Source organism: Chryseobacterium taklimakanense (genome assembly GCF_900187185.1).
Taxonomy (GTDB): domain Bacteria; phylum Bacteroidota; class Bacteroidia; order Flavobacteriales; family Weeksellaceae; genus Planobacterium; species Planobacterium taklimakanense.
On the sequence record NZ_LT906465.1, the window covers coordinates 473668 to 494304 of the forward strand.

General features: G+C 40.4%; 21 protein-coding genes. 12 read left to right on the forward strand and 9 right to left on the reverse strand.

Annotated elements, in window-relative coordinates:
• The first annotated feature begins 84 nt into the window (after positions 1–84).
• The 6 genes from CKV81_RS02340 (at position 85) to CKV81_RS02365 (ending at position 5533) form a co-directional block, all read left to right on the forward strand.
• Entirely contained in the window at positions 85–618 is a 534-nt protein-coding gene (locus CKV81_RS02340; RefSeq protein ID WP_095070037.1) for a ferritin-like domain-containing protein, read from the forward strand.
• A gap of 37 nt (positions 619–655) precedes the next feature.
• Positions 656–2788 (forward strand): catalase, encoded by a 2133-nt coding sequence (locus CKV81_RS02345; RefSeq protein ID WP_095070041.1) that lies wholly within the window; start codon positions 656–658, stop codon positions 2786–2788.
• Positions 2789–2879: 91 nt separating this feature from the next.
• Positions 2880–3416, forward strand: a complete 537-nt coding sequence (locus tag CKV81_RS02350) for a type 1 glutamine amidotransferase domain-containing protein (protein ID WP_095070045.1) — start codon at positions 2880–2882, stop codon at positions 3414–3416.
• Between the two features lie 53 nt (positions 3417–3469).
• Positions 3470–4072, forward strand: coding sequence for a hypothetical protein (locus CKV81_RS02355; RefSeq protein WP_095070048.1), 603 nt, complete (start codon positions 3470–3472; stop codon positions 4070–4072).
• 58 nt (positions 4073–4130) lie between these two features.
• Positions 4131–4856 carry a DUF72 domain-containing protein gene (locus CKV81_RS02360; protein ID WP_095074153.1) on the forward strand — a complete coding sequence of 242 codons (726 nt, stop codon included), beginning with the start codon at positions 4131–4133 and terminating at the stop codon, positions 4854–4856.
• Positions 4853–5533: an SIR2 family NAD-dependent protein deacylase gene (locus CKV81_RS02365; protein ID WP_095070052.1), complete on the forward strand. Its 681-nt coding sequence runs from the start codon at positions 4853–4855 to the stop codon at positions 5531–5533. Before CKV81_RS02360 ends, CKV81_RS02365 begins: the two co-directional genes overlap by 4 nt.
• On the opposite strand, the gene CKV81_RS02370 is transcribed toward CKV81_RS02365, so the two are convergent.
• From CKV81_RS02370 to CKV81_RS02380, 3 genes are all read right to left on the reverse strand, one after another.
• Entirely contained in the window at positions 5534–6145 is a 612-nt protein-coding gene (locus CKV81_RS02370; RefSeq protein ID WP_095070056.1) for an arsenate-mycothiol transferase ArsC, read from the reverse strand.
• A 166-nt stretch (positions 6146–6311) separates the two neighbouring features.
• A complete protein-coding gene (locus CKV81_RS02375) occupies positions 6312–7151 on the reverse strand; it encodes an arsenite methyltransferase (RefSeq protein ID WP_095070057.1) in 840 nt (279 codons plus the stop codon).
• 36 nt (positions 7152–7187) lie between these two features.
• Positions 7188–7523: an ArsR/SmtB family transcription factor gene (locus CKV81_RS02380; RefSeq protein WP_095070059.1), complete on the reverse strand. Its 336-nt coding sequence runs from the start codon at positions 7521–7523 to the stop codon at positions 7188–7190.
• Between the two features lie 84 nt (positions 7524–7607).
• On the opposite strand from CKV81_RS02380, the gene CKV81_RS02385 reads away from it, so the two are divergent.
• The 4 genes from CKV81_RS02385 (at position 7608) to CKV81_RS02400 (ending at position 12563) form a co-directional block, all read left to right on the forward strand.
• Complete coding sequence (locus CKV81_RS02385; RefSeq protein ID WP_095074155.1) at positions 7608–8267, forward strand: YggS family pyridoxal phosphate-dependent enzyme; 660 nt, start codon at positions 7608–7610, stop codon at positions 8265–8267.
• Positions 8268–8380: 113 nt separating this feature from the next.
• Positions 8381–9565 (forward strand): sigma-54-dependent transcriptional regulator, encoded by a 1185-nt coding sequence (locus CKV81_RS02390; protein ID WP_095070060.1) that lies wholly within the window; start codon positions 8381–8383, stop codon positions 9563–9565.
• A gap of 122 nt (positions 9566–9687) precedes the next feature.
• Positions 9688–11049, forward strand: a complete 1362-nt coding sequence (locus tag CKV81_RS02395) for an MATE family efflux transporter (protein WP_095070061.1) — start codon at positions 9688–9690, stop codon at positions 11047–11049.
• Positions 11050–11054: 5 nt separating this feature from the next.
• The gene (locus tag CKV81_RS02400) at positions 11055–12563 is read left to right on the forward strand and encodes a bifunctional GNAT family N-acetyltransferase/carbon-nitrogen hydrolase family protein (protein WP_095070063.1); all 1509 of its coding nucleotides are present in this window, start codon (positions 11055–11057) and stop codon (positions 12561–12563) included.
• 33 nt (positions 12564–12596) lie between these two features.
• On the opposite strand, the gene CKV81_RS02405 is transcribed toward CKV81_RS02400, so the two are convergent.
• The 3 genes from CKV81_RS02405 to CKV81_RS02415 form a co-directional block, all read right to left on the reverse strand.
• A complete protein-coding gene (locus tag CKV81_RS02405; RefSeq protein WP_095070065.1) occupies positions 12597–13016 on the reverse strand; it encodes a hypothetical protein in 420 nt (139 codons plus the stop codon).
• A 6-nt stretch (positions 13017–13022) separates the two neighbouring features.
• Positions 13023–15212: a TonB-dependent receptor plug domain-containing protein gene (locus CKV81_RS02410; protein ID WP_407641680.1), complete on the reverse strand. Its 2190-nt coding sequence runs from the start codon at positions 15210–15212 to the stop codon at positions 13023–13025.
• A gap of 111 nt (positions 15213–15323) precedes the next feature.
• Positions 15324–16202, reverse strand: a complete 879-nt coding sequence (locus CKV81_RS02415) for an IS982 family transposase (RefSeq protein WP_095070070.1) — start codon at positions 16200–16202, stop codon at positions 15324–15326.
• Positions 16203–16328: 126 nt separating this feature from the next.
• Between CKV81_RS02415 and CKV81_RS02420 the strand changes: the two genes are divergently transcribed.
• Positions 16329–17015, forward strand: coding sequence for a hypothetical protein (locus CKV81_RS02420; RefSeq protein WP_095070074.1), 687 nt, complete (start codon positions 16329–16331; stop codon positions 17013–17015).
• 10 nt (positions 17016–17025) lie between these two features.
• Positions 17026–17697 (forward strand): hypothetical protein, encoded by a 672-nt coding sequence (locus tag CKV81_RS02425; protein WP_095070077.1) that lies wholly within the window; start codon positions 17026–17028, stop codon positions 17695–17697.
• Between the two features lie 60 nt (positions 17698–17757).
• On the opposite strand, the gene kdsA is transcribed toward CKV81_RS02425, so the two are convergent.
• Genes kdsA through CKV81_RS02440 form a run of 3 tightly spaced genes read right to left on the reverse strand, consistent with a single transcriptional unit; the run spans position 17758 to position 20595 of the window.
• Complete coding sequence (gene kdsA / locus CKV81_RS02430; protein ID WP_095070082.1) at positions 17758–18567, reverse strand: 3-deoxy-8-phosphooctulonate synthase; 810 nt, start codon at positions 18565–18567, stop codon at positions 17758–17760.
• A 13-nt stretch (positions 18568–18580) separates the two neighbouring features.
• Positions 18581–19105, reverse strand: coding sequence for a DUF1697 domain-containing protein (locus CKV81_RS02435; RefSeq protein ID WP_185116910.1), 525 nt, complete (start codon positions 19103–19105; stop codon positions 18581–18583).
• Positions 19105–20595 carry an LTA synthase family protein gene (locus CKV81_RS02440; protein WP_095070085.1) on the reverse strand — a complete coding sequence of 497 codons (1491 nt, stop codon included), beginning with the start codon at positions 20593–20595 and terminating at the stop codon, positions 19105–19107. Before CKV81_RS02440 ends, CKV81_RS02435 begins: the two co-directional genes overlap by 1 nt.
• Positions 20596–20637 lie beyond the last annotated feature (42 nt).

The following is a 20637-nucleotide window of genomic DNA, read 5'->3' on the forward strand; positions in this document are numbered from 1 at the left end:
ATTCTTTTATATAATTAAAATTTTGCCGTTTTGTTGAGTTTTTTTGAAATACATTTGAAGTAACAATTAAAAATTAAACTAAATATGGCAAAGAAAACCACTACTGCCGGCAAAGTAAAGCCGAAGGCAGACGCAGCAGAACAACTGCAAGATTTTATGGTCGATGGTATGAAGGATATGTACTGGGCAGAAAAAGCGCTGGTAAAAAACCTTCCAAAAATGTATAAAAATGCAACTTCCAAAAGTTTGAAAGAGGCCATCAACGGTCACATTGAAGAAACCAAAGGTCAGGTAAAAAGGCTGGAAGATGCCTTTAAAGCGCTGAAACTGAAACCTGAAGCTGTGAAGTGCGATGCGATGGACGGCCTGCTAAAAGAAGCAGAAGGAATTATGGAGGAAACGGAACCAGGTGCGGTGCGCGATGCCGCGATTATTGCCGCCGCACAAAAAGTGGAACATTATGAAATTGCTTCATACGGAACGCTGGCAACGTATGCAAAATTGCTGAAACATAAAGAAGTTCTCGCACTCCTCTTACAGTCATTGGCAGAAGAAAAAAACTGCGACAAGGATTTAACAAAACTTGCCAAAACAGAAATAAATTTAAAAGCAAAATAACGCAAAGCGGTGATATGACCGCTTTTTTACATTTATTATGAAAAATCAAAAAAAAGACGAACAAAACGTCAATAAAAAAACTGAGGACCTGCAGCAAAATGTTTCTTCAGCAGAAGGTCAGTTTCTTACCACGAATCAGGGTGTCAAAATCAACGATAACAACAATTCACTAAAGTCCGGTGAGCGCGGGCCTTCCCTGCTGGAAGATTTTATCCTGCGTGAAAAAATTACGCATTTCGACCACGAAAGAATTCCGGAAAGAATTGTGCATGCGCGCGGAAGCGGGGCGCACGGTGTGTTCCAGTTGTATGAAAGCCAGGCAGAGGTGACCAAGGCCGGTTTCCTGAACGATACCTCAAGAACCACCCCTGTCTTTGTGCGATTCTCAACCGTGGCCGGTTCTAAAGGTTCCACCGATTTGGCAAGGGACGTTCGCGGATTTGCTGTTAAATTCTATACCGACGAGGGAATTTTCGACCTTGTGGGCAACAATATTCCTGTATTTTCCATCCAGGATGCGATGAAGTTTCCGGATTTTATCCACTCCGTAAAACCGGAACCGCACCACGAAATGCCGCAGGCAGCGTCCGCACACGACACGTTCTGGGATTTCGTGTCCCTTGTTCCCGAAACGATGCATATGACGTCGTGGGTAATGAGCGACCGGGGCATTCCAAAATCGTTGAGAATGATGGAAGGTTTCGGCATCCATACTTTCAGGCTGATTAATGAAGAGGGAAAATCACATTTTGTGAAATTCCACTGGAAGCCACTTCTGGGCGTGCATTCTGTTTGCTGGGACGAGGCCACGAAAATTTCAGGTAAAGACCCGGATTTCCACCGCCGTGATCTTTGGGAAAATATCGAAAAAGGAAATTATCCGGAATGGGAACTGGGCTTGCAGATCGTTCCGGAAGAAGATGAATTTAAATTTGATTTTGATTTGCTCGATCCTACCAAACTGATCCCCGAAGAACTGGTTCCGGTAAAAATCGTCGGCAAGATGACTTTAAACAGAAATCCCGATAATTTTTTTGCAGAAACAGAGCAGGTAGCGTTTCACCCGGGGCATATCGTTCCCGGTATTGATTTCAGCAACGACCCGCTGCTTCAGGGAAGATTATTTTCATATACCGATACCCAACTTTCCCGTTTGGGAAGCCCCAATTTCCACGAAATACCGATCAACCGTTCCGTGGCGCCGGTACACAACAACCAGCGCGATGCGCATATGCGGATGACCGTGAATAAAGGAAACACGGCATATCATCCGAATTCGTTGGGCGGCGGCTGTCCGTTTCAGGCAATGATGAAAGAAGGTGGATTTACAAGTTTTCCGGAACGTGTGGATGCCCATAAGATCAGAAACCGCAGCGAAAGCTTCAGCGACCATTTTTCGCAGACGAAACTCTTTATGAATTCGCTTTCTGAACACGAAAAGCGTCATATGATTGATGCTTACGCTTTTGAACTGAGTAAAGTAAATTACGACCACGTGAAGGAACGCGTTTGCTTTAATTTAAATATGATTGATAAGGATGTGGCAAAAAAAGTCGCAGACAAACTTGGAATAGACATTCCGAAAAAAGTTGATATGCCATTGAACCAGAATATCGGTGCCGATGAAAATCCGAATAACCATCAGCCAAAAGATGCCAACAGCGTTACGGCAAAATCTGATAAACTTTCAATGACCGCACACAACAAAGGCGACATCAAAACGCGGATGATCGGCATTATCTGCGATAACGGTGTGGATGAAACTTCATTGAACAACTACAAAACAGCACTGGAAAAAGAAGGCGCAGACTATAAAATCGTTGCCCCGAAAGGCGGAAAAATAAAAGGAAACAACGGCACTGAGATGAAGGTGGATGAGAATTTCCTCACCGCAACTTCCGTGGTTTTCGATGCGATGTTCGTTCCGAGCGGGATTTCAGACGTCGTAGTTTCCCACGAAGTTTCCAGACATTTGCTGAATGAAACCTTCAAACACTGCAAAGCGATTGCTGTGGAGGGTAACGGAAAAGAATTGCTCTCGAATACCAATATCCCAACAGATAAAGAAGATCCGGCACTTTTAATAGATAAAAAACCGGCTGATTTTGTGAAAGCCATTGCAGCAGGAAGAAACTGGAACCGGGAATTAAATCCTATTGTTCCGGCATAGTCTTAAACTTTGCCAAAAAATATTAATAAATATCAACAATTCAAGGGGTGGCAATATTCTTGTTGCCCTTTTTAATCAAAAATCAACTTATATGTCAACATTATCAAACAAAAAAATCGCTGTACTAGCTGCTGACGGTTATGAACAAAGCGAACTTGAACAACCGGTAGAAGCGTTAAAAAATGCGGGAGCAACCGTAGAAATTGTATCGCTGAAGAGCGGTGAAATCAAAGCGATGAAAGACCACGAGTGGAGTAATTCTGTGAAAGTGGACCGAACGGTTTCCGACGCAAAAGTTTCCGATTACGACGGACTGCTTTTGCCGGGTGGCGTGCTGAACCCCGATACTGTGCGTGGTGATGAGAATGCCGTAAAGTTTGTTAAAGATTTTTTTACGGAAAATAAACCGGTAGCAGCAATCTGCCACGGACCGCAAACGCTGATCGACGCAGAGGTGGTTGAAGGTAAGAAAATGACCTCATTTAAGGCCATTTCAAAAGACCTTCAGAATGCCGGGGCAAATTGGGTGGATGAAGAAGTTATAACTGACGGAAACCTTACCACCAGCCGCAAACCGGAAGATATACCAGCCTTCAATAAAAGGATTATTGAAGAATTCGCTAAGTAATTATTTTTTTAAGTCACGCTGTCAGGTTCGAAACCTGACAGCATTTTTTTATCATGGAAGAAAACATACCGCAGCAATACACCGGTGCTAAAAGTGATACGGTTTCAGAAGTCAAACTGAATACCGAAAGCGAAGCCATTGCTCATTTTGAAACCGTGAAAAAAAGATTTCTGGATGTGAACTCCTGGGAATTTTTTGCGGGTGAAGAAAAGGCGTCTTTTACGCTTCGTGATGAACTGGGAACTCTTCTGCTTGAAAAACCAAAGGTTGGAAATTACTTCAAAATTCAGATTCCCGGACTGCACAACCCAACTGGTGAGGGTTTCGACTGGGTGAAAATTGAGGAAATAAAGGAGGAAAAAACCGAAAATTCAGAAAGCATATACATCCGCGTCCGTCCAACTTCCGATCCCACAAAACCTGAGGATAAAACTGCGCATTTCTTCGATGAAAAAGCCACTTCCAATTTTCTGATTAAAAGAGAGGGAAATAAAATCAGTGCGGAAGTACACGGACGAAATGAGAAACCAAACACCGACGATCTGTCTGCTTTGGAAAAAGTAAGGAATTTTCTCGTAGCCGTAGGCGGAATGATCGCCGGAAGTAAATTTCAGTGGAAATCGCTGACGGAAGGATTGATTTCAATGGAAAATTGAAAGTTGAAAATTGAAAATTCAATTCAATTCAAAATTCAAAATTCAAAATTCAAAAACAATGAAGGATCAAGTTTTCATTGGCTGTTCCGGGTTTTCTGAAAGTCTGTGGAAAGGATTTTTCTATCCGGAAGATCTGCCTTCAAAAGATTATTTGAAATACTATTCCGGGCATTTGAATTCTGTCGAAATCAATTCGACTTTCTACCGAAGACCTCGGCCAACCACCATTCAGAAATGGTACGATGAATCCCCTGAAGATTTCCGGTTTTTCATCAAGGTGCACAAATATTTTTCACACAATAAGCGGATGCAGGACTGCAAAGAGGAACTGACGGTTTTCTGCGATAATATCTCAAAAATCCTGAAAGAAAAAATGGCAGGATTTCTCTTCCAAATGCCGCCGTCTTTTAAATATTCTGAAGAAAATCTTCAACGCATTATCGAAACCGCTGACAAAAACTATCTGAATGTGGTTGAGTTCCGACACAACAGTTGGTGGAACCAAACGGTTCTGGATAAACTTAAGAAACATGAAATCATTTTCTGTGGCGTATCATTCCCAAAAGGTATTCCTGATGATGTGATGGTGAACAGTGATGATGCGATCTACTACCGGCTGCACGGCGTTCCCGAACTTTTTAAGTCAGAGTATTCTGAAGAAGAACTGGACAAACTTGCCACAGAAATCAAAAAATTCAATGGGATAAAATACATCTATTTCAACAATACCTTCGGAATTGCGGGAATAAAAAATGCCTTATATTTAGACAAAATTCTGAAATGAAAAAGAAACTCGTCGTACTTACAGGTGCCGGAATTTCGGCGGAAAGCGGAATAAAAACCTTCAGGGATTCCAACGGATTGTGGGAAAACCACCGTGTGGAAGATGTGGCATCGCCGGAAGGTTTTGCACGTGATCCACAATTGGTCCTGGATTTTTATAATTTGAGAAGACGCCAACTGAAGGAGGTGGAGCCCAACGATGCACACAAAATTTTAGCCGATTTAGAGCGGGATTTTGATGTGAATATCATCACCCAAAATGTCGATGATTTGCACGAAAGAGCCGGTTCTACAAAGGTTTTACATCTTCACGGCGAACTTCTGAAAGCACGGCCGGTAAATTCGGACGGCAATTCAATTCCCTGGGAAGATGATTTAAATTTAGGCGACCTTGATGAGAACGGAATTCAGTTGCGGCCGCACATTGTGTGGTTTGGCGAGATGGTTCCCGCGATGGAGGAAGCCACAATTATCACTTCAACAGCCGATATTTTCGTGGTGATTGGTACGTCGATGCAGGTTTATCCCGCCGCAGAACTCATACATTATGTTCCGGAAGGCTGCGAAGTTTTTGTGATTGATCCAAATTTGGAGCACTCCTACACAAAACCTGAAAACTGTTTTAAATGCGGTGGTTCCGAGGGAATGAAAAAATTGCGTGATCTTCTTTTACATTAATTATTTCCTGATTTTCGAAAACACAAAATACATTTCCGAAGCGATCTCAAAACTGCGGTTGAAGTAAGTTTCATCCATTCCAGGCGTACCGTCGCTGATTTTTGGATCCTCAAATTTTACGGCAATTCTTTTCTCGGCACCCGGGATAAATGGGCAACCCTGATCGGCATTGGAACAGGTCATGATCGCCGCAAAATCTGAAACGGGATTGAAACCATCATCATATTTCTTGGAAAAACAAATCAAGGGGCGACCGTTCTCCGAAAATTTCACGGCATACACCGGATTTTCCGTTTCAGAAAGCTTTTGAATTTTAAAACCTTGCTTGGTAAGGGTTTCAGCCACTTTTGGGAACATTGCCGTAGCTTCCGTTCCGCCGGAATAGCAGAAAACGTTTTTAATTCCGAAATGCTCTGCCATGGTCTGCGCCCAAATCTGTGACAAATGGCTGCGCCGCGAGTTGTGGGTGCAGATAAAATTCAGATTGATAGGTTCATTCTGCTCCAGTTTGCTTTGAATAAAATCAATCAGCGGTTTTAGAATTTCTTTCCTTTCGTCTGAAACTCTCAGTATAGCGATTTCACCAATGGAGTTTACAAGGTTTTTAAACATTTTTTGTTTTATTAAATTTTGGAAAATTAAGATTGATTAAAACCCAAAGGCAGCTGATGATCGTAAACCGTGCATCAAAACCGAACATAAAATTAAGCGCCGTGATTCCGCAGAGGATGAACAGCATTTTTTGATGTTGCTGGATATATTTTCTCGCAGAATTCATTTAGCAGCAGCCGGTTTTTGGATCGCAGCACGCTTCGCCTTTTTCGGCATAAACCGTGATGCTGTAGATTCTGGATTCAGAATTTTTATATCGTTCGATTTCATCTTCGTTCAGATAATTTTTCAGAATATCATCTGGAATGATGATGGCCTTTTCTTTTTGCAGCATCAGGTTACCGAATCCTGCATCTTTAATGATCTTCAGATAATCTTCTTTCTGAATCGCACTGGCAACACAACCGGCATACATTTCCGCTGCGTTTTTTATTTTGTCGGGAAGCTCCCCCACCAATACAATATCCGAAATGGAGAAATGACCTCCCGGTTTCAAAATTCGGTACACTTCACCGAACGTTTTGGGTTTGTCCGGAACCAAGTTCATCACGCAATTGCTCACCACGACATCTGCTACATTGCTGGTCATTGGAATTTTCTCAATATCGCCCTGCCTGAATTCCACATTATTAAAACCTAGTTTTTCAGCATTCATTCTGGCTTTTTCAATCATCGCTTCGGTGAAATCGATTCCGATTACTTTTCCGGTTACACCGGTTTCGGCGCGCGCTACAAAGCAGTCGTTTCCGGCGCCGCTGCCTAAATCGACAACGGTGTCGCCTTCTTTAATTTTAGCAAAATTCGTTGGCAAACCACAACCTAAACCCAAATCCGCATCAGGATTATAACCGCTCAGTTCGTCGTAGTCTTCGCTCATGATGTTGTACACTTCGGTACTGCAGCCACCTGCACCACAGCAGGAAGAAGCGTTGGTATCCTTGTCCTGTAAAGCAATTTCAGAGTATTTTTGCTTTACCATTTCTTTAATTTCTTCGTTGGTATTCATATTTTTTTAATTGAAAATTGAGAGTTGAAAATTATCTTAGCAGCACTTTGAGCTGTTCTGCTGGTGAATTTTGTGAAAAATCTGGTCGATGAACGTTTCCATCTTTTTAAAACTTTCCGGATTGATGCAGTAACAAACTGTTTTCCCTTCCACTTCTCCCTGAATGATTCCGGCATTTTTGAGTTCTTTTAAATGTTGAGAAACGGTAGGTTGCGCAAGATTGATTTCCGCCACGATATCGTTGCAGATACAGGTTTCAACTGATAATAAATATTCAATAATCGCTACTCTCGCTGGGTGTGCCAGTGCTTTCAGCACTGTTGCGATTTCGTTCTGTTCTTCAGTGAAATGGTGTGTTTTAGTGATCCCCATTTTTTACTATTTTCATATTGCAATATTACGATATGTTATTTGAAGACCAAATTTTTCTTTGTTAAATTTGTAAAAAAATTAAAAATGTCATTAAAAGAACAATACGAAGAAGTATTACAGCAACTCCCCTCTCACATTCAGCTGGTGGCCGTTTCCAAAACACATCCGGTTGAAAAAATACAGCAGGTGTACGACTTCGGACAAAGAGTTTTCGGAGAAAATAAAGTTCAGGAACTCGTAGAAAAAGCGCCTCTCCTTCCCAATGACATTCAGTGGCACCTGATCGGGCACCTTCAGAGAAATAAAGTAAAATATATTGCAGAATTTGTAGATACAGTTCAAAGCGTGGATTCTGAAAAACTTTTAGATGAAATCAACCGCCAGGCGAAAAAATGCAACCGAAAAATAAAAGTGCTTCTGCAAGTTAAAATTGCTGAAGAAGATACCAAATTTGGTTTGGAAGTTTCCGAAACCAAAGAACTGTTTTTAAAATGGCTTCAGGGCAATTTCCCAAATGTCGAAATTACAGGACTAATGGGAATGGCCACTTTCACAGACAATGAAGCTCAAATACGCAGAGAATTTTCTTTCCTCAAAAGGCTTTTCGACCAACTTTCTTTGCAGCACAGGCTTCAAACTCTTTCCATGGGAATGAGCGGCGACTTCCCTATTGCCATCGATTGCGGTGCAAATTCGGTACGAGTTGGCTCAGCAATTTTTGGTGAAAGATCTTATACAAATTAATATATTGTTTTTAAGATTTTTGTTTCTGAAAATCCTTACTGCATTGGGAATAATTTTTGCTGCAAACAACTGAAATTCCCAAAAATCCTTAAATAATCCGTAAATTTGCCCTTATGCAGAAAATCCTTATCGTAGAAGACGAAAAATCTATTTCAGGTGTGTTACAAAGCATCCTTTCAGACGAATTAAAAGATTATGAATTTTTAGTGGCCGAAGACGGGCTTGAAGGTTACAAAAATATTGAAAAAGAAGACTTTGCGCTGGTAATTTCAGATATTAAAATGCCAAAGTTATCCGGTACGGAACTTCTGAAACAGGCCTTAACACTGAAACCGGAAACCACCTTTGTAATGATTTCGGGCCATGCGGATATTGATACCGCTGTGGACTGCCTTAAGGAGGGTGCTTATGATTTCATCTCGAAACCGATCGATATCAACAGACTGATGACCAGCGTAAAAAATGCACTGGATAAGGAAAAGCTGGCAAAGGAAAACCAGTCCCTTCAAAAAGAAAATGTGACTTTAAAGAAAAAAGTCAACAAAAAATACCAGATGATCGGCGAAAGTGCTACCCTGAAAAAAATTCAGGATATGATCGATAAAGTTGCCGCTTCTGATGCCAGAGTCTTAATCACAGGACCAAACGGAGCCGGTAAAGAGCTGGTTGCACACGCCATCCATGCACAAAGTGAGAGAAGCCGCGGCCCCATGGTTGAAGTAAACTGTGCCGCAATTCCTTCAGAACTTATTGAATCTGAGCTTTTTGGACACGTAAAAGGTTCATTTACAGGAGCCATCAAAGACAAGCAGGGAAAATTTGAGCTTGCCAACAACGGAACAATTTTCCTGGATGAAATTGGTGATATGAGTTTAATTGCTCAGGCCAAAGTTCTTCGTGCATTGCAGGAAAGTAAAGTTTCCCCGGTTGGAAGCGACAAGGAGATAAAAGTTGACGTTCGCGTGGTAGCGGCAACCAACAAGGATATGCAGAAGGAGATCGAGGCCGGGCGCTTCCGGGAAGACCTTTATCACAGGCTTTCGGTAATAGAAATTTATGTGCCGCCTTTGGATGACAGAAAAGAGGACATCAAACTTTTAGTGGATCATTTTGCGAAACTTGTTGCAGATGAACAGGGCAATACACCGCGTTTATTCGACGACAATGCCATCCAGGCTTTACAGTCGTTCTCCTGGACCGGAAATATCCGTGAGCTGAGAAACGTGGTTGAAAGACTGATCATCTTAGGTGGAAACCCGGTAACTGAAGAAGATGTTGCTGCTTTCGTACGGAAGTAATATTTCTAATATATAAAATTCAAATCCGGTTTTTTGCCGGTTTTTTTTTGCCTATTTATTAATTCTGCTTAATCTATTGGCAATCCAATTTTAGGGCAAACATTAATCATTACTTTTGCAAAATGAATTTTTTGGATAGAAACTATACCAAACAAACTGTGAAACTGGCACTTCCAGTGATGCTTACACAGCTGGGACAGGTTTCGGTACAGCTTTTTGACAATATTATTGTTGGGAATTTACTCGGTGCCAATGCTTTGGCAGCAGTTTCCCTGGGTAACGCACTTTTTTTCTCGGTTTTTGTTTTCGGATTGGGAATTTCATTTGCAATTCCACCGCTGGTTTCTGAAGCGCATTCGCAGAACAAACACGACAGGATCAATTCAGTTTTTCGTCATGGCTTCGTCCTGAATATGGCCGTGGGATTACTGTTGATGATTTTATTACTCGCGTTCCGCCCGCTGCTCTATCATTTGGATCAGCCAAAAGAAATTATTCCCGATACCGAAATTTACCTCACCGTCATGGCGTTCAGTATTTTGCCGTTTATGACATTTCAGACCCTTCGTGAAGTTTCGGAAGGTTTGGGTTATACGATTGGGGTAACTAAGGCGACAATTTTTGCAAATGTGATTAATATTGGTTTGAATTACGTTTTCATCAAAGGAATGTTCGGTTTTCCGCCGATGGGCGTAAAAGGTTCCGCAATTGCAACGCTGATTGCGAGAATTTTCATGCTAGCTTTCCTCTATTTTGTCATGGTAAATCATCAGACCACAAAACGTTACGTGAAAGATTTCAGTTTAAAAATCGGGCTTTTCACTAAAAGAATGTTCACCAAAATGCTGAAACTCGGTTTGCCAACGGCTTTACAGATGTTTTTTGAAGTTACGGCCTTTGCCGGTGCTGCATTTATTTGCGGGATGATTTCCGCGAAAGACATCGCATCGCACCAGATTGCGCTGAGTATGGCTTCATTCACCTTTAATTTATGCATTGGCTTCAGTGTTGCTTCTACAGTGATGATCGGCAGAAAACTGGGCCAAAGAGACTTTATGGAACTGAGAAAAGTGGGGGTCAATAACATCAAAATCGCCTTCATTTTTATGGTTTTATGTGGCGCTTTTTTCATTTTGGCAAGAAATACTTTGCCGACATTTTTCACCAAAAAAGAAGATGTGGAAGTGATTCAGCTGGCTTCAAAACTTTTGATTATTGCCTCACTTTTCCAGCTTTCTGACGGAATTCAGGTGACCGCACTGGGTATTTTACGGGGAATTCAGGATGTAAAAATCCCGAGTTACCTCACATTTTTTGCGTATTGGATTATTACGATCCCATTAGGATTTTACCTCTGCGTCACTTTAAAAATGGGTGCATTTGGAATGTGGATTGCATTGGGATTAGGGCTCACGATTTCAGCGGTGCTTTTGGTGTACCGTTTTCTGAAACTTTCGGGCAAACGAATTAAGGCAAATACTTAGAAATTATGCAGGTAGAAATACGAAGGCTTACTTTAGACGATTACGATGCGCTGATCGAGGTGATGAAAAAATCATATCCCGAAATGCGCGACGATGTTTGGGATAAAAGAAATATCCAAAAACTGACCTCCATTTTTCCGGACGGGCAAATTTGTGTGACTGTTGACGGCAAAGTTGCGGCCGCTTCCCTCTCGATCATCGTGCAGTACGAGCTTTATGGCGATGATCACACTTATGCTGAAATTACCGGAAATTCTACCTTCAATACGCATTACAATTCCGGAAATGTTTTATACGGCATCGAAATGTTTGTGGATCCGGAATTCCGCTCGCTGCGCCTGGGAAGAAGGCTTTATGATGCGAGAAAAGAACTTTGCGAGAAATTAAATCTAAAATCAATCGTCATCGGCGGCAGAATTCCGAATTACCATCAGTACATGGATGAGCTTACGCCGAGGCAGTATATTCAGAAAGTAAGGAAAAAGGAAATTTATGATCCTGTGCTTACGTTTCAGCTCTCCAACAGTTTTCAGCCGATCAGGATTTTAAAAAATTATTTGCCGGGTGATACATCTTCCCAGGACAATGCAGTTCTGATGGAATGGAGCAATATCTACTACAGCCGCAGGCCAAACACGATGCAGGACAGCGTGGTGAGGTTGGGGCTAGTTCAGTGGCAGATGCGGCATTTCAATGATCTGGACGCGTTCTTCGAGCAGGTGAGATTTTTTGTGGATGTGATGAGCGATTACAAATCTGATTTTGTGATGTTCCCCGAGCTTTTCAATACACCGCTTTTAGCGCCTTACAATCACCTTTCTGAACGTGAAAGCATGCTCGAACTTGCAAAACTGACGGAAACCATTAAAGAAAAAATTTCAGAATTCGCCATCAGTTACAACGTGAATATCATCGCCGGAAGTATGCCTTTGGAAGAGGACGGCGAATTATACAACATCAGCTATCTTCTGCATCGTGACGGAAAAATTGATGAATACCGGAAAATCCACATTACGCCAAATGAAAAGAAATATTACGGCATGAAAGGCGGCAGCGAAATCAAAGTTTTCGATACCGATTGTGGAAAAATTGGACTGTTGATTTGCTACGACGTCGAGTTTCCGGAACTACCGAGAATTCTTGCAGACCAGGGCATGAAAATTCTGTTTGTGCCTTATCTTACCGATACGCAAAATGCTTACACACGCGTTCGTCACTGCGCCGCTGCAAGAGCCATTGAAAATGAGTGTTACGTAGCGATTGCCGGATGTGTAGGAAATTTACCCGGTGTAAACAATATGGATATTCAGTACGGACAGGCGGCGGTTTTCACGCCTTCTGACTTTGCATTTCCATCCAATGCGATTAAAGGGGAAGCGACGCCAAATACCGAGATGACTTTGATCGTAGACGTTGATTTGAATTTACTGAAAGAACTTCACCACAACGGTGCCGTGCGCACGATGAGCGACCGGAGAAGAGATTTGTACACGGTCGGGTTGAAAGAAAATTAAAAAACCGCCTCAGTTGTGAGACGGCTTCTTATTTTAAAGGTCTTCGGTCTTTTCGTCAGTAAATTTATAGGACGAATCGTTTTTTCCGATGATAAATTGCGATTCGAAACTTGCAAACTGACCGTCAGGACTCACTTCGTACTTGTAAATGTCTGTAAGACCGGAAGTTTTGTGGAATTCATAATATCTTCCTTTGCTCGTCCACCAGATACCGTTTTCAGTACTTTGCATCACGGCTCCATTTTTTGGATTCAATGCCACGAAAAGTAGTACAAATTTTCCATTTTCAAGACGGCAGTTTACCCAATATTTATTCACATCTTCCAGTTGCTGGCCTTCTTCAGAACCTTTCCAGCAGCCAACCATTTTTTTGTCGTATTCTTTCTTACCGTCAAACTTTTGCGAAAATGCCATTGTTGGTAAAATCAACATCAAAGCTAAAATTTTTTTCATAAAATATTACAGTTTAAATTCTAATTTCACATTAAAGAAACGCCCCGTCAAACGTACAGGAACAGGATAGACATAATTTGAATACACATCAGTCACCCATTGGTTTGCAACGGTATTCTGAATATTAAAGGCATTGAAAATCTGAACACCTAACGTCAGTTCGCGGAAGTTTTTCCAGAAACTTCCCGTTGCCTGATTATCTCCCTGATCTATAAAAACCTTTGATAAGCCGATATCTACCCTTTTGTACGACGGCAAAGTCTTTTGGTAAGTGTACTGTGCATCAAATACCGGAAGATTGGTCGCAGGATCAACCGTAACCGGTGTTCCCGTCGGTAAACCGTTGGCATAAACCAAAGTAAGATTCACCCGCATACTTGGGAATTTCGGCATATAATCCTGATAAAACATCGAGAACCGGAACCGCTGATCTGTCGGCCTCGGAATGTCGCCCTTACCTTCAATATTCTCGTAAATACGGGCATAACTTGCAGAAATCCAAGAATCCACACCCGGAACAAATTCTCCAAACAATCTCGTATCTATCCCATAAGCATAACCAGTGGCGTTGTTCTTCCCGGAATATCTCGTCCGCACATTGTCGATATAATACGGAATCAGCCGGTCCATTTTTTTGTAATACGCTTCCGTAGTGAGTTTGAATGGCCTTTCAACCATCTGAAACTCATAATCATTGGCCAAAACCAACTGATAAGACCGCTGTGCTTTAATTTCAGAATTAAAATTCCCGCTTAAATCTTTAATTTCTTTGTAAAAAGGGGCCTGGTAATAAACTCCGCCCGAAAGTTTAAACAGCATATCAGCGTCCCAATCCGGTTTTACAGCAACCTGAATTCTTGGACTGATCAAAGTTTCTTTATTGAATGTCCAGTTTTGTGCGCGAACGCCGGCATTTACAAACATCCGGCTTGTTCCCCAGTAGAATTTTTTGGAATATTGTGCATAAGCTGAGATTCGCTCCGGCGAGATGTCATTGTTCCCGCTGATATGGTATTTCAATTCCAAACTTGATGCATCCAGATTTCCCGGCAAAACAAAATTGCGCGGTTGTGAATAACCCAGCGAATCAATTAGTTGCCATTCATTCGTTAAATCCTGAAGCCGTTCTTTTTCAAATTTGGCTCCAATTTCGTAATCGGTGTTTGCATCGGGAGAAAACCGCGCTTTGAACTGGCTTCCCAACGTCCTTACAAACAAATCATTTCTCGCATGATCTATTTGCCCGCCTGCATCGTAAGACGTAACCGGATCGCCGGTCACCGGATCAAAAGTCTGCAGCATATACCCTGAAGCGATGCTGTAATACTCCCGCTCGCGATTCTGGTAGGCAAAATTGTCCAAAGTTAAAGACCATTTCTTATTAGGTTTATAATTAACGGATACCGTGCCCATCATATTCCGGTAGCGGTCATCTTCCCTGCCGGTGTAAAATACTGTGAGTTTAAGTGGTTGCTGGAGCGTTCCAAAATCGACATCCTTTTTCTTCGGCACCATTTCGTAATCGTTTTTAGAATAATACCCGATAAATGAAACGTTCCATTTAGGATTGATGCTGTAATTGATGTACGACTGAAAATCCATATACTGCGGATTAAAGTCGGCATCCTCCTTCATGGTATTCAGTACCAAATTGGTATTTCTGTAACGCCCGGAAAATAAGGCTGAAAGTTTCTGATTCTTGGAAGCAAAACCAGTTGAAAGCCTTCCTCCAATCAAACTTGCTTCGCCTGACAGTTCAAATTTTGTGGGTTGGCGATAGTAAATATTAAGTGCCGAGGACATTTTATCGCCGTATTTAGCCTCGAAACCACCCGGCGAAAAATTGATCAGCGAAACCATATCAGGATTGATGATGCTCATCCCTTCCTGCAAAGAATTTCTGATGAGAAACGGGCGGTAGATTTCAATATCATTAATGTAAATAAGGTTTTCATCGTAGTTGCCGCCGCGAACCATATATTGCGAAGACAGTTCCGTATTGGAGTTTACGGAAGGCAAAGTTTTAATGACGCCTTCAATTCCTCCGGAAATAGACGCTACTTGTTGCGCATTTTTAGCGGAAATCACCGTTGTGGAAAGGTCTGTCACTTTTTTCTTGGCTTTCTTTTGAAACACCACTTCTTCTATGTCTCTTACACGTTCTTTTTCCTGCGAAAAGAAAAAAAAAGGTGCCAATGCGGAAGAAAAAATAATTATTTTTTTCAAAACTGAAATTTTTTCAAATTTAATGATTTTTAACTTACCTCATAATATGTACGTTTTTAAAATTCATTACCTGTTGTGCATTTAGCACAAATTAACTTTTAGTTTATTTAAACTTCTTTTAAACACGAAGAAATTCAGGTATTGAATCATTGTGAAAGAAGTTATTTTTGACACTATTCTTGTCGCAAGACCTTGAAAGGTTTTTGCAAAGTTCGTGTTTATGGTGAACTGTCCGCACAGTTGCGAGATATTGGTTTCAATTCTCTTTCTTATTTTTGATTTCGTCCTTGAAAACTCCACAAAACCATGTTGATTCCTGCGCATAGGAACCGAAAGGTTAATCTTGGAGAAATTGAATAAATCCACTTGCAATTCTTTGCTGATATATCCTCTGTCTCCGATTAATAAACAATTTTGAAAATTTTCTTTAATATCGAAAAGATAATTTACATCGTGGACATTTGCGGGCGAAAAATCAAAAGAGTGAAAGATTCCATTCTTATCACAAACTGCATGTAGTTTATAGCCAAAATATCTTGACTTCTGCGCCGCACAATATCCAAATGCAGGTTTGATTTCATCCGTAGAGCAAATTGCGGAACGATTTGCCCTGCTTATTTTACATATTTCAATGGGTGTTGAATCCACAATGAAGACGTCGGTAAAGTCTGCAAACTTTCCGCTCAGAGTTTCCCGAATTTTCTCAATGTAAGGGAAAAGTTTTCTTTTCCTTCTGTTATATACGCTTCTTTCTATCTTTTCGTCCAAACCAGTTCCCGAAATACACCTAAACAACTGTAGTTCAGAGTTAATCGACATGTATTCTGCGGTAATATTAAGTGCCACAAGTTCCAAGTCGGACATTTTTGGAAGTCTGATTTGCTTCTTAGTGGTGATATGGTTGCAGGTTTTTGTCAATTCTTTTAAAATAATTTCGTAGTTTTGAATGAGATTGTTCATGTATTTAATGGCTTGGTAACCAATTAAATATACGATTTTTTAATCAAATGAACAATCTTTTTTCTTTTTAATTTCTAAATGCACAACAGGTAATTCATTATATTTGCAAAACAAATTTTAGAAAAAATGATGAAAAAATTTTTTATTTTAGGAACTTTAGCGTTCTGCTTTAGTTTAAATGCACAAACAGGGAAAGTTGGTATCAATACAACTACCCCAACAGAAGTTTTAGATGTTAACGGAACTGCAAGAGTAAGAGATTTACCTGTAGATGGTGCTGCCAATGCTTTATACAATGGTGCTGCAACGAAAGCCACTACATTTACAGCAACAGCCCCGGTTCTTATAGATGCGAACGGCAATTTAGGCAAAGCCGCGAATAAAGATCTTGTTCCTAATAATGCTACAACTGGCTTTACAGCTACAGATGCTTCTACAGCTATGTTTGTTATCAGGAGATACTCTGTTACAGACTGGCCTTCCGGTCAAAATGCAGGAGCAGGTTTCGATACCGGAATGTCCACCGCAAAATGGGAAGCCGTAATGTCTAATGTAAGTTATAAACTTTCCAACAGAGATACTACGAGCAACGACACCAGTGCTGCCAATACAGCAGTAAACAACTTTTTATCCAAATTATTCGGCTCCGAGGTCAGTGCAGGTACTAAAACCACAGCAACTTTTGGCTATACATTAGGAAAATCCGGAACCACATGGAGGGTAATAGGAGATTTTGGAGGCATAATTGAGCAGGTTACTCCGGTAGATATCCTTTTCATCAATAAAAATTATGTAGCAACTGATAGACCTTAATATTGAGACAATGAAAAAAATAATAATATTGGGTTCTGTATTACTCAGTTTTGCCTTAAAAGCCCAGCTTGGTAAAGTTGGTATTAAAAATACTGCACCTACCGAGGTTTTAGATGTTAACGGAACAATGAGGGTTAGAGACATCCAAATAGACGGAACTACGAATGCCCTATATAATGGCAGTGCTACCAAATCTACCACGTTTACAGCTACGAACGTTATGATGACCGATGCTAACGGCAACTTAGGAAAAGCGCTAAATAAAGATTTGATCCCAAATAAAAATTATACAGGGTTTAATGCACTGGATAATTCCACCGCCATATTTGTAACACGCCAGTATACCGTAGGTGACTGGCCGTCTTCGGGTAGCGGTTTTGATACCGGGATGTCCACTACAAAATGGGAAGCCATCTTATCTAATATCAGCTACAAATTGTCTGATAGATATACTACGACAGGTAGTACTGCTGCTAACAACCCATTTATTAATACATTTTTAACCAACGTATTTGGTTCTGAAGGGAGTGGAACAACCGTTCAAACTTTTGGATGGGCACTCGGAAAAAATAGTGGAACATGGAGGATTATTGGAGATTTTAATAGTATAAAAGAGCAGCCTACTAAAATAGATATTATTTTTATTAACAAAAAGTATGTGGCTACGGATGATAGGCCATAAAGAAAACTTTACAGTAAAAAATTACATAGAAGTCATTTCGTTTTGAAGTGACTTTTTTTGTTATAAAATTGCTTCTCTGATTTTTGTTAATTTTCCCAATAAATTCTCGAGCAGATCAAGTTTCAGCATATTGGCACCGTCTGATTTTGCGCATGAGGGATCCGGATGGGTTTCAATGAAAATTCCATTGGCACCCACGGCAATTCCAGCTTTAGCGATGGTCTCAATTAATTCCGGACGACCTCCTGTAACGCCGGAATTTTGATTCGGTTGTTGCAAAGAATGCGTTACATCTAAAATTACCGGCGCATAATTCTGCATTGTTGGAATGCCGCGGAAATCCACCACCAAATCGGTATAACCAAACGAGTTTCCGCGCTCAATGATGGCCGTTTTCTCGTTGCCAGAATCCCTTACTTTTTCCACGGCAAATTTCATGGATTCCGGTGACAGAAACTGGCCCTTTTTCAATGTTACACACTTCCCCGTATTGGCTGCAGCCACCAAAAGATCAGTCTGGCGCACCAGAAAAGCCGGAATCTGCAGTACATCAACATATTTTGCGGCTAATGCTGCATGTTCATTTTCGTGAATGTCTGTGGTGGTGGGAATATTGAAATTTTCGCCAACTTTCTTCAGGATTTCGAGAGCCTTTTCGTCGCCGATTCCGGTAAAGGAATCTACACGGCTGCGGTTGGCTTTTTTGAAACTTCCTTTAAAGATGTAGGGAATCTGATATTTGTCTGAAAGCCTCACAATCTTTTCTGCAATTTCAAACGCCATATCCTCGCTTTCTATGGCGCACGGCCCGGCAATCAGGAAGAAATTTTTTGAATCTTTATGGTGAATTTTATCTAAGAACTGAATCATTTTTTTCTATAAATTAAAGCTTAGCAACTATTTTCTCAAAGGTATTGATATTTCTTGAAGTGATTTTGTCTTTAAATGATTTTTTGCCTAAAATTTTACCAAAATCAGAATTCAAAGTTTCACCTTTTTTAATTTTCCAGTAAAAGACTTTTTGGACAATTTTTGCAGCTTCGCCGTCTGATTTTATTCCTTTAGCAAATTCGTTCATCAATTCTTCCACGATTTCATCAGAAGAAATAAAAACATAACTGTGATATTCCTCAGATTTAGTGAAAGGATTGTTTTTCAAAGCATGGGTGACGAAGTCTGCCTTTCTAATAAACATAAATGCTTCATAATCAAAATAGTCAGCCATTGATTTTTCCAGAACCGTTTTCAGCTGTGTTTCATTTTTTTCAGAATCGAAAAGTATATTGCCGGTTGCTAAAACAGACACAACATTTTTCATTCCCGCGTTTAGAAAAACGGCACAAACATCGGCCATTTTCATGGCAGTTCCTTTTACATTTACACCTCTTAAAAATGCGCAGTATCTCATTATTTTATTCTTATATAAAGATTATAATCAGTTCCTGAAGGTTTTAATTTATAGACTTTTTCAAGGATTTTATTTTCGCTCTGAAGATAATCGTTTATCCTGAATTCCTTTAAAAGTTTATAATGGCCTCTGTAGTATACAGCATCTTTACCCACAAATAAATCCCTGTAAGAAAGAAGATATTTAGGCTGACGTTTTTTCACTGTATTGACCCAGTAATTCGCTTTATCTTTCTTTATTTCAGCCTGTATTTCTTTATCTACCAAACCAACTTCATCAATGGTTTTTAAGCCTGAAAAATACGGTACATAGCCGGCCGGTTCCAGTAAAATCCACTGGTTTTTGTCCTGTTCATAATTATTCAGGAAAATGCCGATGTTCCTTCTATAATTCCATTCCCCATTTCCGGTTGCGATTGAATGTATTGTCTGAAACGCCAACATTGGCAGGATATAGAAAACTACAAGGAGTGTAAGCCACAGATATTTTCTATGCTTCTGTTCGATCACAAATATCAAAACTGGCACAAACAGCAGGATTTGCGGCACCCAATAATACCAGTCGAAATAGCTTTTCTGTGATATAAAGATGATCTGCTTCGTCCACGCAAAAACAAAAATGATCCAGAGAAATTTGTTTCTGGAATCTTTCTTCCTGATTAAAAAAATAAAACATAAAAGCTCGAAAACCATAACCAAAATGGTAAAAGGATTAAAACTGCCGGGCAACTTGAGCATGCCCCAATAATTTCCGAAATTCTGAAGAAAGTATATCCAGTTTTGCCGCGAAGTAAAGGCCTGATCATATGTGGTCTGCTTTGCGACGATTGTGTTATTTACAATCTCATGGAAATAAAACCAATTGAAACTTAAAACCGAAATTAAACCAAGAATTCCGCCTAAAACGTAATACCAGTTTATTTTTTTGCTGAAAACCAAATCCACGATAAATACGATTCCCAGGAATATGACCGTATCAATTCTTGTAAAAAGAATCAGTACCGGTAAAATCACCAAAGCCCAGTTTTTTCCTTTCGTAAAACCAAAATAAAGCAGACTCATTTCCAGAAAAAACAGTATTCCGTACTCCATACCAAGAATTGAAATTTTTATTGATGGTGGAAGTATTCCGAATAAGAAAATGAAAACAGCCTGATGTATTGGGTTTGTAAGGATGATTTTAGAAAGAAGATAACTGCCAGCAGTGAAAAGGAGAGAGTTGAAGATCAAAATAGGAATTACGAAGTGATCTTTACCAAAAATTAAATTAAAAAACCACGACACAAAAACATAAAGATGCGTAGTAGAAGCTGAAATCCTGGTATCTCCGTTAAAGCCAATGACGCCATAATCTAAAAGGTTTTGTGCTACGCGCCATGTGATAAAGGCATCCTCCTGAATGTGGTGAGTCAGTAAAAATAAAAGTTTGAAAACGACGGTAAAAACTACCGCATAAACTGGCATCCTCTCAAATTGCTGCGTGCGCTCCATCAGATATTTTCAGGCTACAAAAGTGATATTAACTGCAAAGAT